We start from the raw sequence: 18,872 nt of genomic DNA on the forward strand, positions 1-18,872 counted from the left end.
AAGCAGGCTGAACGGAGCTCGTAGTCACCCAATAGTCACAAAATCGAGATCACGTTGGTTCACTCGAGTTCCCACTTCCCGTGATCCCGCGGCTCGTGAGCCCGAGTGAAATCAGGTGAATCGCTACTGGATAACTTCTGCTTCCCAAGAGACAGCGCGGGTTCGACTCCCGTCATCGGCTCCACGGAAATCCCTGATCAGGCCCCTTTTTCTAGAAGGCCAGATCACTGGGGAACTCCACACGTCGCCGGATGACGCGCGGAAACAGTCCACGGGAATATGCGTCAACTTGTTCGCGGCCCTGATCAGGGCTTTTATCTACAACGGAGCCGGCGGCTCTCGACTGCATAATTGCGCTCGTAGTCACTTAACGGTCACAACTTCCCGCGTCGCCGCTCGTCTGGGACGGCCGGACGGTGCCTAGATGGTGTGGTGCGTGAGCTGGGACTGCAGTGCTTGGGAGAGCTCGCCGTCGCGGACTGCGAGGGCGAGTGCGGCCGCACCTCCTGCGGGACTTCCGTGCGCGGGCGTGAGCGTCATGCCACGATCGGCCAGGCGCCTTTCGAGGCGCGCTCGGATCGTCGAACCTGATGCGACGAGCCCGCCGACCGCCGCGATGGGTCCATCGATCCCACGCGCCGCTGCGAGCAGCGTGTCGGCGAGCGCGTCGGCTGCCTCGTCGAGCAGCGTGTTCGCCAGTCGGTCGCCGTCTTCGGCTGCGGCGATGACGTCGGGCACGAAGGACGCGAGCAGGGCTGAGCGCTCGGCGGTGCCGTAGATTTCGCGGACCAGATGCTCGACGTCGCCGAACCGGCGTCTCATGGCCTCGGCGAGTGCCTGCGAGGCGGGGCGGCGTCCGGCTGCCCCAGCGGCTGCCGCTTCCAAGGCTCGGCGTCCGATCCATGCGCCGCTGCCGAGGTCGCCGAGCAGGTGGCCGAGGCCGTCGACGCGACGCCATGCGGAGGCGCCGTCGCTTGCGACGGCGACCGCCCCGGTGCCTGCCGCCAGCACTGCGCCCGCGCCGAGGCCGACGGCTCCCGCGTATGCCGCGACTGCGTCGGACATGCATACGACGTCCCGTGCGCCGAGCGCGGCGGCGAGATCGCGAGCGAGCGCCGACGAGTCAGCGGTGAAGAACCCGCCGCCAGCAATTGCCACCGCAGCGACGTCGACGCCGGTATCGATTCCAGCGTCGCGTAGATGACGCAGGTCCGATTCGATCTGTTGCACCACGGAACCCGCGTCCAGTCCGTCGGCCCCGATGGTCGGGCGCGTCTCGCCCTGCCGCTCGGCGAACACACCGCTGCGGTCGGCGAGCACGATGCGGTATCCGCTCGCTCCGATGTCGACGCCGAGATACCCGGAACCGGGACCGATCGGGCGGCGGACTGCCCGCGCGAGATCGAGGGTGGCGCGCAGGTCGCCGCCACTCGCGTGGAGCGAATGCCGGGCGGCATACGCGCTCAGCCCGGTGGCCAGCATCACCAGGGCCAGCTTGGTGTCGCCGTCTGCCGCCGTGAGCGCTTCGACGACCGCGGGCTCTGGCATGCCGCTCGCCTCTTGGAGCAGGCGGATGACGCGGCGCCGGAGTTTCTCGTTCGTCGGGACGACGTCGATCATGAGATTCGAGAAGGTGCGGCCCGATCGCACCATCAGCGCGGTGGAGAACGAGTGCAGCACCAGCTTCTGCGCGGTGCCCGCCTTCATACGCGTCGACCCGGTGACGACCTCGGGTCCGGTCGCGACGCAGAGGTGCACGTCCGCCAGTTCGGCGAGGCTGGCGTTGGGGTTGGAGGTCACTGCGACGGTGTGCGCGCCCAGTGCGCGGGCCTCCGCGAGCGCACCTGCCACGTAGGGTGTGTGCCCGCTTGCGGCGAGTCCGAACACGATGTCGCCGGCGGCGACCGACGTGGTCGCCTCTCGGCGGCCGGCCGCTTCGCTGTCTTCGGCGTCCTCGACGGCGGCGGTCATCGCGCGGGCGCCGCCGGCCATGTGTGACACCACCAGCCCGCTCGGCACGCCGTAGGTCGGCGGCACCTCTGCCGCGTCGAGGACTCCGAATCGCCCGGATGTGCCGGCGCCGAAGTAGTGGATGCGACCTCCGTGACCGATGCTCGCTACCGCACGTTCGACGACGCCGGCAAGGAGCGGCAGTACGGCCCGAACCGCGTGCGGTACGCCCGCGTCTTCATCGTTGATGAGCTCGAGCAGGTCCAGGACTGGCATTCGATCGATCTCGACCGATCGCGGGAGGCGGACCTCGGTGGGTGAGGGTGTCACGGCAGGGTCGTGGACGGTGTCGGAGAGGGTCACTTGCCGCCCTTCTCGGAGCCGATGACGTACGGGGCGACTGCTTCGTGCATGGCATCCGCCGCGTCGACGGAGGCGTCGAATCTGCGGTGGGCGAGGAGGACGAACAGCACGTCGACGATGGCCAGTTGTGCCATCCGTGATGCGACGCCGCCGCTGCGGAACCGCAGCTCCCGCGCCGCGGTCAGCAGCACGTGGCCGGCGACCCTGGCCGCGGGCGAGGCGGCGTCGCTGGTCACGACGACGGTGGCGACTCCTCGTTCTTTCGCGGTCTGGAGGAGGTCGACGACGTCGCGTGCCCGACCTGAGTGGCTGAAGGCGATGAGCACGTCATCGGGGCCGTACATGGTGGCGAGCATCAGCGCCGAGTGCACATCGTGAGCGGCCGTGGCGGCGCAATCGCTGAGGTTCAGCTTGGCTGCGGCATCGAACGCCGCCGTCGCGCTCGCGGCGACGCCGTAGGTGAGCACGCGGCGGGCCTCGGCGAGCAGGTCGACCACGGTCGCAAGCTCGGCTTCGTCGACCTGGGCCAGTGTGACGTCGACCGCCCGGGTGTCCGCGTGGGCGACCTTTCGTACGATCTCCGACAGCGGGTCGGCGGGGTCGAGGTCGCCGAGCATCGCGATGCCGCCGTCGACCTCCTCGCCATTGCGCCGGCGGTCGCCGGAAACGGCCAGGCGGAGACGGAGATGGGCGTAGCCGGGCAGGCCGATGCTCCGGCAGAACCGCGTGACGGTCGCCTCGGAGCTTCCGGCCAGCTGTGCGAGCTGTCCGATGGTCTTCCCGCTGGCGCCCACCGGGTCGGCGAGGATCACCTCGGCGATCGCGCGCTCGGCGGTGGAGAGTGTCGCAAGTCGCATCTCGATGAGCTCGAGCACATCTGGGGCGGTGGCGGTGTCGTGCGTCATCGGATGGGTCCTTCCAGTCGGGTGACGGGGTTCGTCGAGAGGTTCGGGTCGAACGAGGGCATCGGTGCCTCGCCGGGGAAGAGGCAGAGGCCGGCGAGTCGGCCGGCGCGCACCGCGGTGTCGAGGGCGTCGCCGTCGGCGGCGGCCTGATCCGGGCTTCGCGTGGGTCCCCAGTCGTGGCCGTCGCTGAGGCGTCGGTCGCTGGTGGTCTGCAGCATTGCGATGACGGGGCGCCGTGCGCGCAGCGATGTCTCCTCAGCGAGGTGGATGCTCGATTCGGCGTCCAGTCCGGTCATCGCCTGGTAGGTCATGACCGCGAACACGTCGACGGCGGCGGCGAGTTCGTCGACGTCCTGGCCGTAGTCGCGGCGGCGGCGTTCGTGGTCGACCGGAACGAGGAACATTCCGGTTGCCGTGCCGGCTTCCCGCAGGATCGTGGCGAGCCGGGTGACGATGTCCGTGATGGTCGTCGCGCGGAACGCCGTCCAGGGATCCGCGAGGCGCTCAGCGATGACCTGAGCCGAGGCGGCGGCATCCGATGGGTCGATGCCATCGCCGTCGAGGCCGCGCTGGGCGAGGTAGGTGCGGAACCGCGTGAGCGTTCCGGGGTCGAACGACGCGCGACGGGGCGATCCTCCGTGTCGGCTCTCGAGCTCCCAGTGGCCGGGCCACCGGGCGAAGTCCAGGAAGACGAGGTCGGTGGGCGCGTCGCGGATCTGACGCGACAGCTCGTCAGCGAGCTGGTCGTCGAATGCCGGATCGCCGGGGACGAGCCCTCGATACCACTCCATCGCGGACAGCGGCACCCCGTCGGGACCGACCGGGCGGGTGCCGTCCGGCAACCTGCTCGCCGGGTCGTGATCCGAGTAGCAGGTGAAGGAGCCGACCAGGCGGATGCCGGCGTCCGCGGCGATCGCGGCGAGGTCGCCTTCGATCACCGCGAGCTTCGTCACGAGGGCCTCGATTCCGCGGCCCGACGACGTTCGGACCCAAGTTCGCAACTCCGCCTGGCTCCAGGATCGGATGGTAGACGGTCGCAGGTACGCGGACCTGCCGGGTAGGACGGCCGCGGTCACGAGTCGCTCCAGGCGCGACGGGCGGCGAGGATGCGTTCGCGCGCCTCGCCGACTTCCGGCAACGGAGATGCCTGCAGCAACTGCACGGTGTAGGGGTGCGTGGGTCGCTCGTAGATCTCCTCGACCGGTCCGGTTTCCACGAGGCATCCGGTGCGCATCACGGCGACACGGTCGCTGAGGTGCTTCACCACTGCGAGGTCATGGGCGATGAAGAGCAGGGCGAGCCCCAGCTCGTCGCGGAGCCGCTCGAGCAGCGCGATGACCTGGGCCTGTACCGATACGTCGAGCGCCGAAACGGGCTCGTCGCAGAGCAGGATGCTCGGTCGGGATGCCAGGGCACGTGCGATGCCGACGCGCTGCCGCTGACCGCCTGAGAATGCGGCCGGGCGGCGGTCGAGCATGTCGTCGTCGAGGCCGACGAGTCGCATGAGCTCGTCGGCGTCGGGAGCGTCGCCGACCGCGCAGGCACGGGCCTCTTCCAAGGACTGGCGGACCGTGCGCAGCGGATTGAGCGCGGCGTACGCGTCCTGGAACACGAACTGCACGCCCCGTCGGTCCGGGTGGCCGACAGGCAGGTTCGTCACGTCGGCCCCGGCGACCTCGACGCGCCCTGAGGTGACGCGCATGAGGCCGGAGATCGCGCGCGAGAGGGTCGACTTGCCGCACCCGGATTCACCGACGAGGCCGAGCGTCTCCCCCGGGCGGATCTCGAGGCTGACTCCGTCGACCGCGTAGACGGGCTCCGTGCGCCGAAGCAGGCGCCGGCCGCCAGAGACGTCGACGCGCAGCTCGGTGACTCGGAGGATGGGCGCCCGGCCCCCGCCACCGTCGCGCGGCTCCGCCGCGGGCCGACCGGCTGTGCGGGCCGCGGCATGGTCGATTCGTGGCACGGCATCCAGCAGCATCCGCGTGTAGTCCTCCGCCGGCGAGGTGAACAGGTCGCCGGCGGATGCCGCTTCCACGACGACGCCTCGTCGCATGACCGTGACCTCGTCGCAGAGCTCTGCGACCACTCCGAGATCGTGGGTGATGAACAGGGTGGCGAGATCGAATTCGTCCTTGAGTTCGCGAAGCAGTCGGAGGATCTGCGCCTGCACCGTCACGTCGAGCGCCGTCGTCGGCTCGTCGGCGATCAGCAGTTGGGGGGCGTTGGCGAGGGCCGCGGCGATGACGACGCGTTGGCGCATGCCCCCGGAGAACTCGTGCGGGTACGCCCGGGCACGCTGCGCCGCGCGGGGGATGCCGACGCGGTCGAGCAGTTCGATCGCGCGGGTCCGTGCGGCGGCACGGTCGACTCCGTGCGCCTCGAGGGCTTCCGCGACCTGCGCTCCGATGCGCATCGACGGGTTCAGCACCGAGAGCGGATCCTGGAAGATCATCGCGATCCGCTTGCCACGGATGCTGCGCCAGTCCGACTCGGGCAGCCCGAGGAGTTCTCGGCCGTCGAAGCGGATGCTCCCGCCGGTGACACGGCCGGGCGGGCGCAGCAGGTTCATGACCGAACGGGCCGTGACGGACTTGCCGGAGCCGGATTCGCCGACCAGCCCGACGACCTGTCGGGCAGCGACGTCGACGCTGACGCCCCGCACGGCCTGGACCGCGGCGGGGCCCTGGCCGAATTGGACGTGGAGGTCACGTACGGAGAGCAACGCGGACGACGCGTTCGCGGGATGCTGCGAATCGGTCATGGCGGTTCGGGCGGTGTCGTCGATGACGCTCACGGCCGTCCTTCCTTCCGGGTGATGGCATCGGCGATCAGGCTGAACCCGAGGACGAGCAGAAACAGCAGCGCGGCGGGTCCGAGTACGTACCAGGGCTGCTGCTCCATGTATCGGGCGCCGCTGTTCAGGAGGACTCCGAGCGACGGTTCGGGCGGCTGCACGCCGAGGCCGACGATGCTGAGGGAGGATTCGAGGAAGATCGACGCGGTCACGGCGACCACCATCTGCGCGATCATCGTGTCGACCGTGTGCGGAAGGATGTGGCGCATCATCACTCGCCCTTTGCCCACGCCGAGCATTCGTGCTGCCAGGACGTAGTCCCGATGCTCCTGGGCGAGGAGCGTGGCCCTGGCCAGCCTGCCGAACGCCGGCAGGGCGTAGATCGTCATGGCGATGACGAGCGCCGACCAGCCGGGCCCGATCACGAGCGCCACGCAGATGCCGAGGATCAGGCTCGGGAATCCCATGATGAGGTCGAGCAACCGCTGCGCGAGGCTGCCGAGCGGCCGGCTGACGGCGCCGAGCAGGCCGAGCAGCGTGCCGATGATCGCGGCGACGGGCACCGCGATCGCCACGAGGGACAGGTCGGTGCGGGCTCCGAAGATGCTGCGGACGAAGACGTTGCGGCCCACTTCGTCCGTGCCGAATGGGGCGGCCAGGGACGGGCCGGCGAGGGCGTCGCGGCTTTGCTGGTCGTATCCGCCGGGGAACAGCAGCGGCGCGGCGAGGGCGAGAGTGACGAGGAGGAGGACGATCAGGCCGCCGAGGACGCCGCGGGGCGAGCGGAACGCGGTGGTGTAGCGCTGGGCGACTGCCCGGAATCCCGACCGGTGCGTCGCGGACGGGGCCTTCGCCATGGTGTCGGTGGCGGTCATGATGCGGCTCCCAACCGAATGCGAGGATCGAGGGCGGCCACCCCGAGGTCGGTGAGCACCTGCATTGCCACTGCGACCGCGACGGCGCCGACGATGAGGATCTGCACGACGAAGTAGTCACGGGTCTGGACGCTCGTGACCGCGAGGCTGCCCAGGCCATGTCGGGCGAAGATCGCCTCGATGACGATCGCTCCGGCGAGCAGTTCACCGAAGCGCAGTCCGATGGTGACCAGTGCTGGAGCCATGCTGTTGCGGAGCACGTGCCTCCGCACGATCGTCGAACCGGCGACCCCCTTCGCCGTGGCGAGGTCGACGAAGTCCTCCTGGGCGGTGCCGATCATGGATGCAGTGACCAGGCGGCCGATCGCGGCAGCCTGTGGCAGGGCGAGGGCGAGCGCCGGAAGGATCAGGTACTGGATGCCGATGATCGGGTCCTCGGCCAGGGAGACCTCGCCCGACACGGGCAGGATGGGCACCGCGATGCCGAGCAGGAGGATGAGCAGGAGGCCGGTGAGGAACGGCGGCGCAGCGAGCAGTGCCGAGTTCACCGCATCGAGGAGGCCCCGCGTCAGGGGGCGGCGGGTGGTCGCGGTTGCCACCCCGAGCAGAACTCCGATGGCGACCATCAGGATGCCGGCGACCAAGGCGAGTTCGATGGTGCTCGTGAGGCGTGCGGCGATGAGCTCCGAGACCGGGCGGTTGGTGGTGAAGGAGGTGCCGAGATCGCCCGTCAGCACGCCGCCCATCCAGTCCAGGTACTGGGTGAGGATCGGCTGATCCAGACCCATCTGCTCGCGAATCTGCGCGAGCGTCTCGGGGGACGCATCCGATCCGGCGACTGCCGCGGCCGGGTCACCGGGGGCCAGGCGGGGCAGGGCGAACGCGACCACCGTCGTCGCCAGCAGGAGGAAGGCGACCGAGGGCAGCCGCCGGATCAGATACGCGATCATGGCGTCACTCGGCCAGGAACGCGTCGGTGGCCACGAGGCTGCCGAGGGTGACGACGTCCAGTTCCTGGAGTGCCGCGGTGTGCACGTGGTACTGCGGCGCGACCGCGATGATGTGGTTGAACGACTGCTCGAGCATGTACGTCGAGAGCTCCTCGAGTGCGGCGGCACGGGTCTCATCGTCGGCGCCGCGGACGGCCGCCTTCAGTTCCGCGTACTCGGGCGTGTCGAAGTGGGACGGGTTGCCGTCGCGGATCGACGGCATCGCGTCGATGATCGTGGCGGACGAGAAGCCGACCATGCCGTGCAGGAGCAGGAACGACTGGCCGAGGGTGCCCTCGACCTGGCGCTTGTCGTAGTCGGGCAGGTCGAGCGCCTCTGCCGTCACGTTCACGCCGACCTCGCTGAGGTTGTTCTGGACGATCTCGAACAGGTTCTTCATCACCGGCAGGTTCGCGAAGGTGATCGTGAGGTCGGCGCCGGCCGCACCGGAGGATTCGAGGAGCTCGCGTGCCTTCTCCGGGTCGTAGTCGAACCGGTCGGCGAGGTCGTCCGGGTAGCCGGGCGATCCGGGCGTCCACCACAGGTCGGTGATGACCGCGTCGCCTCCGAATACCTGCTCCGCGATGCGCTCGCGGTCGAGTGCGTACCCGAGCGCTTGGCGTGCTTCGGGGGTGTCGAACGGCGCCTGGTCGACGTCGATCCCGAAGGGGTAGAAGACGCCTCCGGCGTTCTCGAGGACGTAGTCGGCGTCGTCTGCGAGCAATGCGACGTCGCTTTGCGGCATGCCGATCGCGACATCCGCCGCGCCGGCCTTCAGCGCCGATTGGATGGCGGTGGCATCGGGGATGATCGAGACCTCGACGCCATCGAGGTACGGGCCGCCGTCGCCCCAGTAGTCCTCGTTCGCGGCGAGCTCGATCGAGGCTCCCGGGGTCCAGGATTCCCAGGTGAACGGGCCGGTGCCGACGACTTCGGCCCCGTCCGCGATGCCCGGCCAGGAGTCTTCGTCGACGATCGGCGTGAGGTCGAGCAGGTCGAACAGGCTGTCGCTCGGTTCGGCGAGGTCGATCACGACCTCGGTGTCGTCGACGGCCTCGATCGATTCGATGTTCGCCGCGACCTTCGCGAGCTGCGAGCCGTTGGCCGGGTCCTTCACCTGCTCGAGGGTGTAGACGACGTCGTCTGCGGTGAACGGGCGACCGGAGTGGAACGTGACACCCTCCTGCAGCTCGAGAGTGAGCTCCGTCCGGTCGTCGTTGTACTCCCAGGCGGTCGCGAGCAGCGGCTGCGGTTCGGACTTGTCGTCGATCTCGACGAGCGACTCGAACACGAGTCGGCGCCAGGACCAGTTGCCGGCGCGGTTCGCCATCGCGAACTGCGGCTGGGCGTCGGCTGCGGCGGCGACGCGGAGCGTGCCACCCTCAACGGGTTCGCTGGCCGGTTCGGCGGTGGCGTTCTGCTGCGCGACCGCACAGCCGGTGAGAAGCATGGCCGCGCCGAGGAACAGCGCGGTGGTGCGCGTGACCGGAGCGGCGAGACGCCGCGCCCGGGTGTTGGGTTCGTTCATGTTCTGCCTCTGGGCCCTTCGTCGGGGGTGGCTGGGCCGCTCGTCAGCGGCGGGTTGCGGTCAGCATAGGAAACTCATTTTCGCGCTGTCAACTGTTGTGTGAAATTTTCCTGCATACTGTTTTCGCGGGGAACTCGCCTTCCGCGTCCGAAAGCAGAGGAGCTATATGGCCGAGGTTGTGATCGTCAGGGATGAAGAGGCGGCCGCCACGCTGGTCACGGCGGCGATGCTGGAACTCATCCGCCGAAAGCCGGACGCCGTCGTCGGCCTGGCGACCGGCTCCACCCCTCTGGCGAGCTATCGGTTGCTCGCAACCCGGATATCGGACGAGGGACTGGATGTGTCACGAGTGCGCGCTTTCGCGCTGGACGAGTACGTGGGCTTGCCGCCGCAACATCCGCAGAGTTACCGATCGGTGATCACGCGCGAGGTGATCGAGCCTCTTCGCTTGACTCCAGACCTCGTGCACGTGCCCAACGGCGACCCGGCAAACATCGAGCATTCCGCCGCAGACTACGAGACGGCGATCCGCGCTGCCGGCGGCATCGACCTCCAGATACTCGGGATCGGCAGAACCGGACACATCGGGTTCAACGAACCCGGATCCTCGCTCGCATCCCTGACCAGGGTGAAGACGCTGGCCGAGCCGACCCGCGCCGACAACGCCCGATTCTTCGCGTCGGCGGCTGACGTGCCCACCCACTGCATCACCCAGGGCATAGGCACCATCCTGCGGGCGCGGCACCTGTTGCTGCTGGCGTTCGGACCTGCCAAGGCGGGCGCGATTGCAGACGCGGTGGAGGGACCCGTGTCTGCGACACGGCCGGGTTCGGCCATCCAGCTGCACCCGCATGCGACCGTGATCGTCGACGAGGACGCCGCATCCCAACTCCAACACGCCGACTACTATCGCCACGCATGGAACAACAAGCCCGAATGGCAGGGGATCTGACCGACCGGGAGCCGGGCTCGTAGTCACTTAATAGTCACAAAATCGAGATCACCTTGATTCACTCGAGTTCACGCTCCCCCGTGATTCCGGGGCTCGTGAGCCCGAGTGAAGCCGAGTGAATCACTACTGGACAACGTCTGCTTCCCAAGCAGACAGCGCGGGTTCGATTCCCGTCATCGGCTCTTCGTGAATATTGCCTGATCAAATCGGCTTTCTGCCGCAACATCGACGTTCGTGAATTCGATTTGCTTTCGTGGTGTCACGGTTAACTCACGGTAAATGATTCAGTTTGTTTTCGTGAGCGGACCCCGCTCAACTCTGCCGAGCGGCCCCTCATCCTGCCGAAAGACGCAGCCGCAGCAGGTTTCTCGGCCCATGCCCGGCCCCGAACGCGAACGTGCCCGCGCACGCGCACCGATGAGCCTCCGATGAACCCGGGCGCAACAGGGCGCGACACCGATCGACGCCACGAGATGACGGCCGCCACCCGCTGCGTCACGTGCGACACTTCCTACTGTGAGTGACGAGTTGGGATTCCGGGCGAACGAGCCTCGGTCGATTCGCGGCACCGTCCTCTCGATGCTCCGCGATAGCGGTCCCCTTTCTCGAATCGAGATCGCGCGGCGGTCCGGCCTCTCCGCCACCACCATCACGCGTACCGTGAACCAGCTGGTGGACGCATCGATCGTCGCCGAGGGCGGCGTCGTGAGCGGCACCCGCCTCGGACGTCCGGCAACCGAGATCGGGCTGAACGCGGAGTCCGCATTCGTGGTGGGCGCCCAAGTCGGCGTGGGCACGGTTCAGCTCGGGCTCATCGACGTGCTCGGCCAGACCCATTCCACTGCGAGCTTCGAGTACGAAGTGGGACTGCCAGCCGGCGCAGTGTTCACTGAGGTCGCGGGCCGCATCGGCGACATGATCCGCGCGTCAGGCGTCGACCGACGCCTGCTGCTCGGTGTCGGGATCGCGGTACCTGGCCCGGTGGATGCAGATCGCCGACGGATGCTGCTCACAATCAACCTGCCATGGCGGGATGTACCGGTAGCGGACCTGCTCGAGCGAATCCTCGGCCTGCCCGTCGTAGTGGAACACAATGTCCGCTCGATGGCTGTCGCGGAGGCGCGCTTCGGCTCCGGCCGCGGCCACGGAAGTGTGGCATTCGTGTATCTTCGCACGGGCATCGGCGCGGGGCTCGTCGTGGAAGGCCAGCCGTTCGCCGGCGGCGTCCATGGCGCCATCGAACTCGGCCATCTGCGCGTCGTGGACGCCGATGAGCGGTGCATCTGCGGCAACACCGGATGTCTCGAGACGGTCGTCTCCGACAGCGCGCTTCGGGCGCGGGCCCGGGAGCTCGGACTCCAAGACGCGAGTAGCCCGCTGTCCGCGATCTGGGCCGCAGCCGCCACCGATCAACGGGCGAGCGAGGTCATCGACCGGATCCTCGGCGCGGTCGCGAACGGCCTCGCCTCGCTCGTCAACCTTCTCAACCCCGAGCTGATCCTGCTCGGTGGGGTCCTCGCGACGATGCCGCCCGAGTTCCTCGACCGGCTCAAACAGAGCACCCTCCGCGGAGTGTTCCCGGTGATCCGTGATTCAGTGCAGATCCAGCCCTCATCGCTCGGCATGGAGGCCGGGGTTCTCGGTGGGGCGACCGTGGCCCTCGACGCTCTGTTCTACGCCTGAGGACGTCGGCAACCTGTTCGTTGTGGACATGCCTCCCCCTCACGGCGGTGTGATCGAAGCGGGGGTGATCGGGCCCGCCCTGCCGCAGCGAATGGACCGGCAGGGCGAGCGGTTCAGCGGCCGAGTCCGCCGGCGAGTTCCTCGAGCAGCTGCGGTCGCGGCTGCGACGCGTGCGGTGCGTCGCCGAGACGCTCCTGCTCACGCCACATCTGGACCTTCAGCTCCTCGCGGACTCGCTCGTAGGCGGGGTCGAAGTACACGTTGCGGAGCTCCTCGGGGTCCGTCTCGAGGTCGTAGAGCTCCCACTCCCCCGGGTACGTGAATGGCCCCGTCCCGGCGATGCCCATCCCGTCGTTGTAGAAGTAGATGAGCTTGTACCGGTCGGTGCGCCATCCGTAGTGCGCCGGCGCGTGGTGGAAGACGTCGTCATGCTCCCAGTACCGGTAGTACATGCCTTCGGCCGCCGGTGCCGAGGATTCGCCCGTGAGGTCGCCGGCGAAGCTCCGGCCCTGCATCCGCGAGTGTGGCCGCACCCCGGCGAACTCGAGCAGCGTCTGCGCGAAGTCGACGTTGGTCACGATGCCGGAGTGCACCTGTTCGCCACGCACGCCCCTCGGGTAGCTCAGCACCATCGGCATGCGGAGCGATTCCTCGTACATGAACCGCTTGTCGAACCATCCGTGATCACCGAGGAAGAACCCCTGATCCGATGAGTACATCAGCACGGTGTCCTCGAACTCGCCGCGCTCGCGGAGCCAGTCGATGACCCGCCCGACGTTCTCGTCGACGGAGGCGACGCAGCGGAGGTAGTCCTCCATGTACCGCTGGTACTTCCACAGGGCTTCGTCGTCGTAGGAGAGACCGGGCGGCGGGTCCTGCTTGAGGTCCTCCGCGTTGAGGTGCTCGGCGATCCGCATTGCGGCGCGACGAGCCGACGACGTCCGGGTCGCGTAGTCGTCGTCCCAGGTCGCCGGGAGCGGGATGGGATCCGTGAAGAGATCGGCGTGCTTGGGATGCGGCTCCCAGGACCGGTGCGGCGCCTTGTGCCAGATCAGGACGCACCACGGGGCGTCGCCCTCGAGCGACTCGACCCAGTCGAGTGACAGGTCGGTGATGATGTCGGTCGCGTAGCCCTCGGCGATGCGCTCGCCCTCGGGCGAGAGGAACAGCGGGTTCCAGTACTCGCCCTGTCCCTCGTGGCCGATCAGGATGTCCCAGTAGTCGAAGCCCTCGGGGGTGTTGCCCTCGTGCTCGCCCATGTGCCACTTGCCGACCATCGCCGTACGGTACCCGGCGGCCTTCAGCTGCGAGATGAAGGTGGGCTGGCCCGCATCGAGCGGCGTCAGCAGCGTCGAGACGCCGTTGACATGGCTGTAGGTCCCCGTGAGGATGCTTGCCCGGCTCGGCGAGCAGAGGGCGTTCGTCGCGAAGCAGTTGTCGAGTCGCACGCCCTCGCGGGCGATCTCGTCGATGCGTGGCGTCTCGTTGACGACCGAGCCGTACGCACTGATCGCGTGCGCGGCGTGATCGTCGGTGAGGATGATGACGAGGTTGGGACGTCGGGGTGTTTCCATATCCGTTTTCCTGCCGGTTGAGTCGGGGTCAGATGTCGCTGAGGTCGACCGGTGACCAGGTGCCGGTCTCGATCGAGCGGTAGGCGGCGTCGATCACGGCGTTGTCGATCACGCCGTCGACGAAGGTCTGTCGGGGCTGTTCGCCGGCGAGGAAGCATTCGATGAAGTGCGCCATCTCGCCGTGGTAGCCGTACACCCATGGCTCGTCGGGAACGGGCGTGATCCATCCCGTCGCCGCGCCCGCCTTCTCCATGACGTACCCTGCCGAACGGCCGGCGAATGCCCGGACCCCGGTCTCGCCCGTCTCGTCGGTTCCGATCCATCCGGCCGTGCCATGGATCTCGTTGCGCACGTCCAGGCCGGCGATATGGTTCCAGCCCACCTCGACCTGGACGACGCGGCGGTCGTCGAAGCGGACGATCGCGGTCGCGGTGTCCTCGGTCGTGACGTCCGTGCGAGCAAGGCGGTCGCCCCAGGCGAGCACCTCGACCGGCGTGTGGTCGTAGCCGAGGAACCAGCGGCCGATTGCCACGCAGTGGCAGCCCAAGCCGCGCAGCGGCCCGCCGCCCATGCGCTCAGCGTTGCGGGCATGCTCGTGCGGGTGCCCGTGGGCTTCGCGTGCCCGGACGGACACGACGTCCCCGATCGCTCCGGAGTCGACGAGCTGCTTGGCCTTCACGAGCCCCGGCGCGAACACCTCCGTCTCCGCGTAACCGTGCCAGACGCCGGCGTCGCGCACGAGTCGCAGGCACTCGGCCGCCTCCGCGGAGTTGCGCCCGAGCGGCTTCGTGCAGATCACCGCCTTTCCGGCTGCTGCGATCTCGGCGACGATCGGGACGTGGAGGTCGTGGGGCAGTGCGACGACGACGAGGTCGACATCGTCGCGCTGCACCAGCTCGGTCGTCGTGCCCACGACGGTCGGGATGCCGAAGCGCTGGGCGAACTCGGCCCCGCGCTCGGCGGACCGGGCCGCCAGGACGGTGACCTCGTGGCCCCGCACGTGCTGCAGGGCGCGGAGGTAGAAGTCGGCCACGAACCCTGCGCCGAGAATGCCGATCCGAACCGGAGTCCGTGGCCGACCCGTCATCGCCGCGCGTCCTTCGCCTGCTCGAACAGCTCCAGGTTGACGAACTCCTCCGAGGGGACCTTCTCGGGGATGCGGCCGAGCTCCACGAAGAGGTCGACGAGGGCGTCGAACTGCTCGTTGGTCTTGCCGGACTCGTTGTTCTCGAGGATGGTGTCCGACGTCCACCACTCGAGCGCGTCGGCCTGCCCCTGCAGCTGCTCGACCGGTGCCCCCGACTCGTCGGCCGCGAGCTGGACAGCTTCCTCGACGTTGTCGAGTCGCCAGTCGTTCGCCTCGATCCAGACCTCGAGGAAGCGGCTCACGGCGTCCGGCTTGTCCGCGGCGGCCTGGTTCGAGGCGACCCATGCGCCGACGAACTCGGTCTCGGGGAAGTCCTTGTTGTTCGCGAGCACGACGGCGTCGGGCACGGACTCGAAGATCTGGTCGCTGAGCGGCGAGAAGATCGCAGCGACGTCGATCTGGCCGGCCACGAAGGAGGAGACGACGTTCGGCGGGTCGAGGGGTACGCGCTCGACGTCGTCCATGGTCAGGCCCGCCTCTTCGAGCGCGAGGGCGAGGATCATCTCGCCGGAGCCGCCTTCGGGGACGCCGACCCGGAGCCCCTCCAGGTCTTCGACGCTCTCGGCACCGGAGTCGGGCGACGCGATCACGAAGTCGCCGTAGGTCGCCTCGTTCGGGGTGATGATGGTCGCCTGGCCCGAGGCGGGCATCCAGGTGGCACCGCCGCCGATGTAGCCGATGTCCAATGACCCGGCGGCCATGGCCTGGATCTGGGTCGGTCCGTTGGTGAAGGGTTGCAGGTTGACGTCGATGCCGGCCTTCTCCCAGAGGTCGAGGTCGTTCGCGACGGCGATCAGCCCGACACCGTTGATGCTGGTGTCGATGTAGCCGACGTTGAGCTGGACCTGCTCGCGGCCTCCGGCGTCGTCGCCTTCGGTCTGTGGGGCGCCGTCTGACGATGCGCAGCCGGTCATGATCAGCGCGGCCACCATGGTGGCGCCCGCGACAGCGGTGAGCTTTCGGATGTTGTTCATGGCTTCTCTGCCTCTCGGAGTGGTGGTGGTGGGTGCGGTCAGGCCGCGGTGCTTTCGTCGCTGTGGTGGTGCACACCACGCCAGACCCTGGCGCGGATCTCGGCGAACTCCGGCGACAGGCGGAGTGCCTCGGTACGGGGGTAGGGAAGGGGGACGTCGATGATCTCGCTGATCCGACCCGGGCGGGGGCTCATCACGACGACGCGGCTGGCGAGGTAGGCGGCCTCGTCGACGTCGTGCGTGATGAACACGATGGTGCGGCGATCGCGCTCCCAGGTGTGCAGGAGGTCGTCCTGCATCTGGACCCGGGTGAGCGCATCGAGGGCGCCGAACGGCTCGTCCATGAGGAGGACCGAGGGGTTGACCGCGTAGGCGCGTGCGATCGCGCACCGCTGCTTCATGCCGCCCGAGAGTTCCTTGGGGAGGGCGTTCGCGAAGTCCTTCAGCCCCACCATGTCGAGCGCGTGCAGCGCGCGCTTGGTCCGCTCCGCCTTGGACAGGCCCTGCAGCCGAAGCCCGAACTCGACGTTTTTCTGCGCCGTGAGCCAGGGGAAGAGTGCGTACTGCTGGAAGATGACGCCGCGGTCGGGGCTCGGCCCACGAACGGGCTTGTCGTGGACGAGGACCTCGCCCGAGGTCGGCTCGAGCAGTCCGCCGATGAGGTTGAGCATCGTGCTCTTGCCGCAGCCGGAAGGACCGACCAGGGTGATGAACTCGCCCTCCTCCACGTCGAGGCTGACCCGGTCCAAGCTGACGGTCGTTCCCCGTGACGTGGAGTAGATCTTCGTAGCGTTCCGGACGCTGATGAGGTGGCTCATGCGCGGGTCTCCTGCCATGCGGTGAGTCGTCGTTCGAGGAGCAGCACCAAGCGGTCCATCACGAAGCCGAGGAGGCCGATCATGATGATCCCGACGACGATGCGATCGGTTTGGAGGAACTGGGCGGCGCCCTGCATCATGCGCCCCAGTCCCATCGGGGCGGCGATGAGTTCGGAGGCCACGAGCGTGGCCCACGACGCGCCGAGCGCCACTCGCATGCCGACGAAGATGAACGGCAGCGAGGCCGGCACGACGACCCGCGAGAAGATCGTGAAATCCTTGGCACCGAGCACGCGGGCGGCGTTGATCAGGGTGGTGTCGACGTTGCGCACACCCTGGAAGGTCGCGAGGACGCACGACAGGAACGAGGCCAGGAAGATCACGAAGATCTTGGCGGGTTCGCCGATGCCGAGGATGACGATCACCAGCGGGATCAGCGCGAGCGGCGGGACGGTCCGGAAGAACTGGACCCACGGCTCGAAGAGTCCGCGGGCCAGCCAGTACCAGCCCATGAGGAAGCCGGCCGGGATCGCGAGGAGCACGCCCAGGGCGAATCCGCTCAGGACCCGGAGGAGGCTGGCTGCGGTGTGCTCCCAGAGTGTCCCGTCGAGGATGATGGTCCACGCATCCGTCACGACATCGAGCGGCGTCGGGATGAGCGGGTTCTGGGCAAGGGCGGCGGCCGCGGCCCAGAGGGCGATGCCGCCGACGAGCGTCGTGACGTACAGCCAGGTGAGCGAGCGCGGCTTGCGCTCGGTTTCGACCGCGGCGGTGGCATGGGTGGCCGGCGCTTCGGTCTCGATGGACTCGACGGTCATGAGTGATCAGCTCCCCTCAGCGGGTTGGAGTATGTGGTCGACAGCACAGTGGATTCCTCGTTTCGGGTGTCAGTTGTAGAAGTAGGTGTCGAGGGCGACGGTGGCGCCCCCGAGTACCCCGGCATCCATGCCGAGGCTTGACAATTGGATCTGGAGCGATGGCCGGAGCACCGGGAACACCGCGGTGCGGGTCTCCTCGCGCACGCGCTCGAGGAACCCGTCCGGCACCGCCGCGAGCGCCCCACCGAGCAGGATCATCTCCGGATTCAGCAGGTTGGCAAGCGCCGACAGGCCCTTCGCGAGCGAGAGGACGATGCCGTCGAGGGCGGCTGCAGCGCCGAGCGACGCATCGCGCGCCTCCCACAGGCGTGTCAGCGGGCTGTCGGCGCCGTCGAGCCCGACGGACTCGGCGACGTCGCGCAGCGCCTTTTCCGAGATCACCGTCTCGAGGCAACCGGAGTTGCCGCAGACGCACTTCACGCCGTTGTCCGCCACCTGGAGGTGGCCGAGCTCGATCGCGCCGTGGACGCCGCCCGAGAACGGCTCTCCCTGCACGACGAGGCCGGCGCCCAGGCCGGTGCGGAGGTAGACGAACGCCAGGCTGCCCTTCCCCCGTCCGCGACCGAAGCGCGTCTCGGCGAGCGCCATCGAGCGCACGTTGTGCTCGACGGTCACCGGCAGGCCGAGGGCGGACTCGAGCGCGTCTGCGACGGCGACGTCGCGCCAGTGGAGGTTGATGGGCAGCAGCATCCGTCGACCCGCCGCGTCGACCGGCCCCGGCACAGCGACGCCGATGCCGACGACGAGCCGGCGGTCGGTGCCATTGCTGCTGACGAGCGCGTCGATCTCGGATGCCACGCGTCGCAGCACGTCGTCGGGCGGCTCGGTGAGGTCGTACTCGAAGCTGCGGCCGGCATGCTGCCGCCCGAGCAGGTCGATGATGCCGAGCTGGACGAAACCGACCCCGATCTGCACACCGACGACGAAGTAGGCGTCCTGCTTCAGCGAGAGCGCGGTGGCCGGGCGGCCCAGCTTCGACATCGAGATGGAGTCGCCCTCGACGACGATCTCGTCATCGAGCAGCTGGACCATCGTCCGGGTGATCGTGGTCGGCGAAACGCCGGTCTTGCGAGCGAGCTCGATGCGGGGTGTCGGGCCCAGGTCACGAAGCAGCGACAGGATGACGCCCCGGACGGACCGGCTCTCGTCGTGGTGTATCTGCTGCGCTTCATTGCTCACAGTAAGAAAATAAACCCACCGACCGGGGCTCGTCAAGCCCGAATTCCAGGAGCGATGCCTGCGACAACATGATTCGCGGCGTCTGAGCCCGGAAACTCGGGGTTGACCGGTGGCGAGCCGTATGGTTAATTTCTGCCTGTGAGCAAAGAAGCTCGCAGTCGCCGACGGCCTCCGCGGCCAGCCGCTGCCGACGCCACGCTCCGCAAAGTACAGCGGACCCAACCGCCGCCTCCCCGGGCCATGTGCCCGTTCCTCCGGGC

15 protein-coding genes and 1 tRNA gene are annotated in these 18,872 nt (G+C 68.4%); 3 read left to right on the forward strand and 13 right to left on the reverse strand.

Translation table 11 applies throughout. The annotated features are described in order from the left end of the window. Positions 1-420: 420 nt before the first annotated feature. From murQ to ACULK4_RS17740, 7 genes are all read right to left on the reverse strand, one after another. Positions 421-2,226 carry an N-acetylmuramic acid 6-phosphate etherase gene (gene murQ, locus ACULK4_RS17710; protein ID WP_445963708.1) on the reverse strand — a complete coding sequence of 602 codons (1,806 nt, stop codon included), beginning with the start codon at positions 2,224-2,226 and terminating at the stop codon, positions 421-423. A gap of 83 nt (positions 2,227-2,309) precedes the next feature. After that, positions 2,310-3,218 carry a MurR/RpiR family transcriptional regulator gene (locus ACULK4_RS17715; protein ID WP_445963709.1) on the reverse strand — a complete coding sequence of 303 codons (909 nt, stop codon included), beginning with the start codon at positions 3,216-3,218 and terminating at the stop codon, positions 2,310-2,312. Continuing rightward, on the reverse strand, positions 3,215-4,294 hold the full coding sequence (locus ACULK4_RS17720) for a hypothetical protein (protein WP_501043335.1): 1,080 nt from the start codon (positions 4,292-4,294) through the stop codon (positions 3,215-3,217). Before ACULK4_RS17720 ends, ACULK4_RS17715 begins: the two co-directional genes overlap by 4 nt. Continuing rightward, positions 4,291-6,015 carry a dipeptide ABC transporter ATP-binding protein gene (locus ACULK4_RS17725; protein ID WP_445963711.1) on the reverse strand — a complete coding sequence of 575 codons (1,725 nt, stop codon included), beginning with the start codon at positions 6,013-6,015 and terminating at the stop codon, positions 4,291-4,293. The genes ACULK4_RS17720 and ACULK4_RS17725 overlap by 4 nt, the downstream gene beginning before the upstream one ends. Continuing rightward, positions 6,012-6,890, reverse strand: a complete 879-nt coding sequence (locus ACULK4_RS17730; RefSeq protein ID WP_445963712.1) for an ABC transporter permease — start codon at positions 6,888-6,890, stop codon at positions 6,012-6,014. Before ACULK4_RS17730 ends, ACULK4_RS17725 begins: the two co-directional genes overlap by 4 nt. After that, positions 6,887-7,840, reverse strand: a complete 954-nt coding sequence (locus tag ACULK4_RS17735; protein ID WP_445963713.1) for an ABC transporter permease — start codon at positions 7,838-7,840, stop codon at positions 6,887-6,889. The genes ACULK4_RS17730 and ACULK4_RS17735 overlap by 4 nt, the downstream gene beginning before the upstream one ends. A 4-nt stretch (positions 7,841-7,844) precedes the next feature. Beyond that, positions 7,845-9,407 carry an ABC transporter substrate-binding protein gene (locus tag ACULK4_RS17740; protein WP_445963714.1) on the reverse strand — a complete coding sequence of 521 codons (1,563 nt, stop codon included), beginning with the start codon at positions 9,405-9,407 and terminating at the stop codon, positions 7,845-7,847. 166 nt (positions 9,408-9,573) lie between these two features. Between ACULK4_RS17740 and ACULK4_RS17745 the strand changes: the two genes are divergently transcribed. From ACULK4_RS17745 to ACULK4_RS17755, 3 genes are all read left to right on the forward strand, one after another. Further along, positions 9,574-10,359, forward strand: a complete 786-nt coding sequence (locus ACULK4_RS17745) for a glucosamine-6-phosphate deaminase (protein ID WP_445963715.1) — start codon at positions 9,574-9,576, stop codon at positions 10,357-10,359. A 110-nt stretch (positions 10,360-10,469) separates the two neighbouring features. Continuing rightward, positions 10,470-10,541, forward strand: a tRNA-Gly gene (locus ACULK4_RS17750). Between the two features lie 334 nt (positions 10,542-10,875). Beyond that, entirely contained in the window at positions 10,876-12,042 is a 1,167-nt protein-coding gene (locus ACULK4_RS17755; protein ID WP_445963716.1) for an ROK family transcriptional regulator, read from the forward strand. 113 nt (positions 12,043-12,155) lie between these two features. Here ACULK4_RS17755 and ACULK4_RS17760 read toward each other — a convergent pair whose 3' ends face one another. The 6 genes from ACULK4_RS17760 to ACULK4_RS17785 all read right to left on the reverse strand — a co-directional run bounded on the left by ACULK4_RS17760 (position 12,156) and on the right by ACULK4_RS17785 (position 18,612). Continuing rightward, positions 12,156-13,616, reverse strand: a complete 1,461-nt coding sequence (locus tag ACULK4_RS17760; protein ID WP_445963717.1) for a sulfatase family protein — start codon at positions 13,614-13,616, stop codon at positions 12,156-12,158. Positions 13,617-13,644: 28 nt separating this feature from the next. Then, complete coding sequence (locus ACULK4_RS17765; RefSeq protein WP_445963718.1) at positions 13,645-14,703, reverse strand: Gfo/Idh/MocA family protein; 1,059 nt, start codon at positions 14,701-14,703, stop codon at positions 13,645-13,647. Continuing rightward, positions 14,700-15,737, reverse strand: a complete 1,038-nt coding sequence (locus ACULK4_RS17770; RefSeq protein WP_445963719.1) for an aliphatic sulfonate ABC transporter substrate-binding protein — start codon at positions 15,735-15,737, stop codon at positions 14,700-14,702. The genes ACULK4_RS17765 and ACULK4_RS17770 overlap by 4 nt, the downstream gene beginning before the upstream one ends. Positions 15,738-15,775: 38 nt before the next feature. Continuing rightward, complete coding sequence (locus ACULK4_RS17775) at positions 15,776-16,555, reverse strand: ABC transporter ATP-binding protein (protein ID WP_445963720.1); 780 nt, start codon at positions 16,553-16,555, stop codon at positions 15,776-15,778. Then, on the reverse strand, positions 16,552-17,373 hold the full coding sequence (locus ACULK4_RS17780) for an ABC transporter permease (protein ID WP_445963721.1): 822 nt from the start codon (positions 17,371-17,373) through the stop codon (positions 16,552-16,554). The genes ACULK4_RS17775 and ACULK4_RS17780 overlap by 4 nt, the downstream gene beginning before the upstream one ends. 69 nt (positions 17,374-17,442) lie before the next feature. Further along, positions 17,443-18,612 carry an ROK family protein gene (locus ACULK4_RS17785; protein ID WP_445963722.1) on the reverse strand — a complete coding sequence of 390 codons (1,170 nt, stop codon included), beginning with the start codon at positions 18,610-18,612 and terminating at the stop codon, positions 17,443-17,445. Positions 18,613-18,872 lie beyond the last annotated feature (260 nt).

Source organism: Agromyces selenitireducens, from assembly GCF_052748465.2.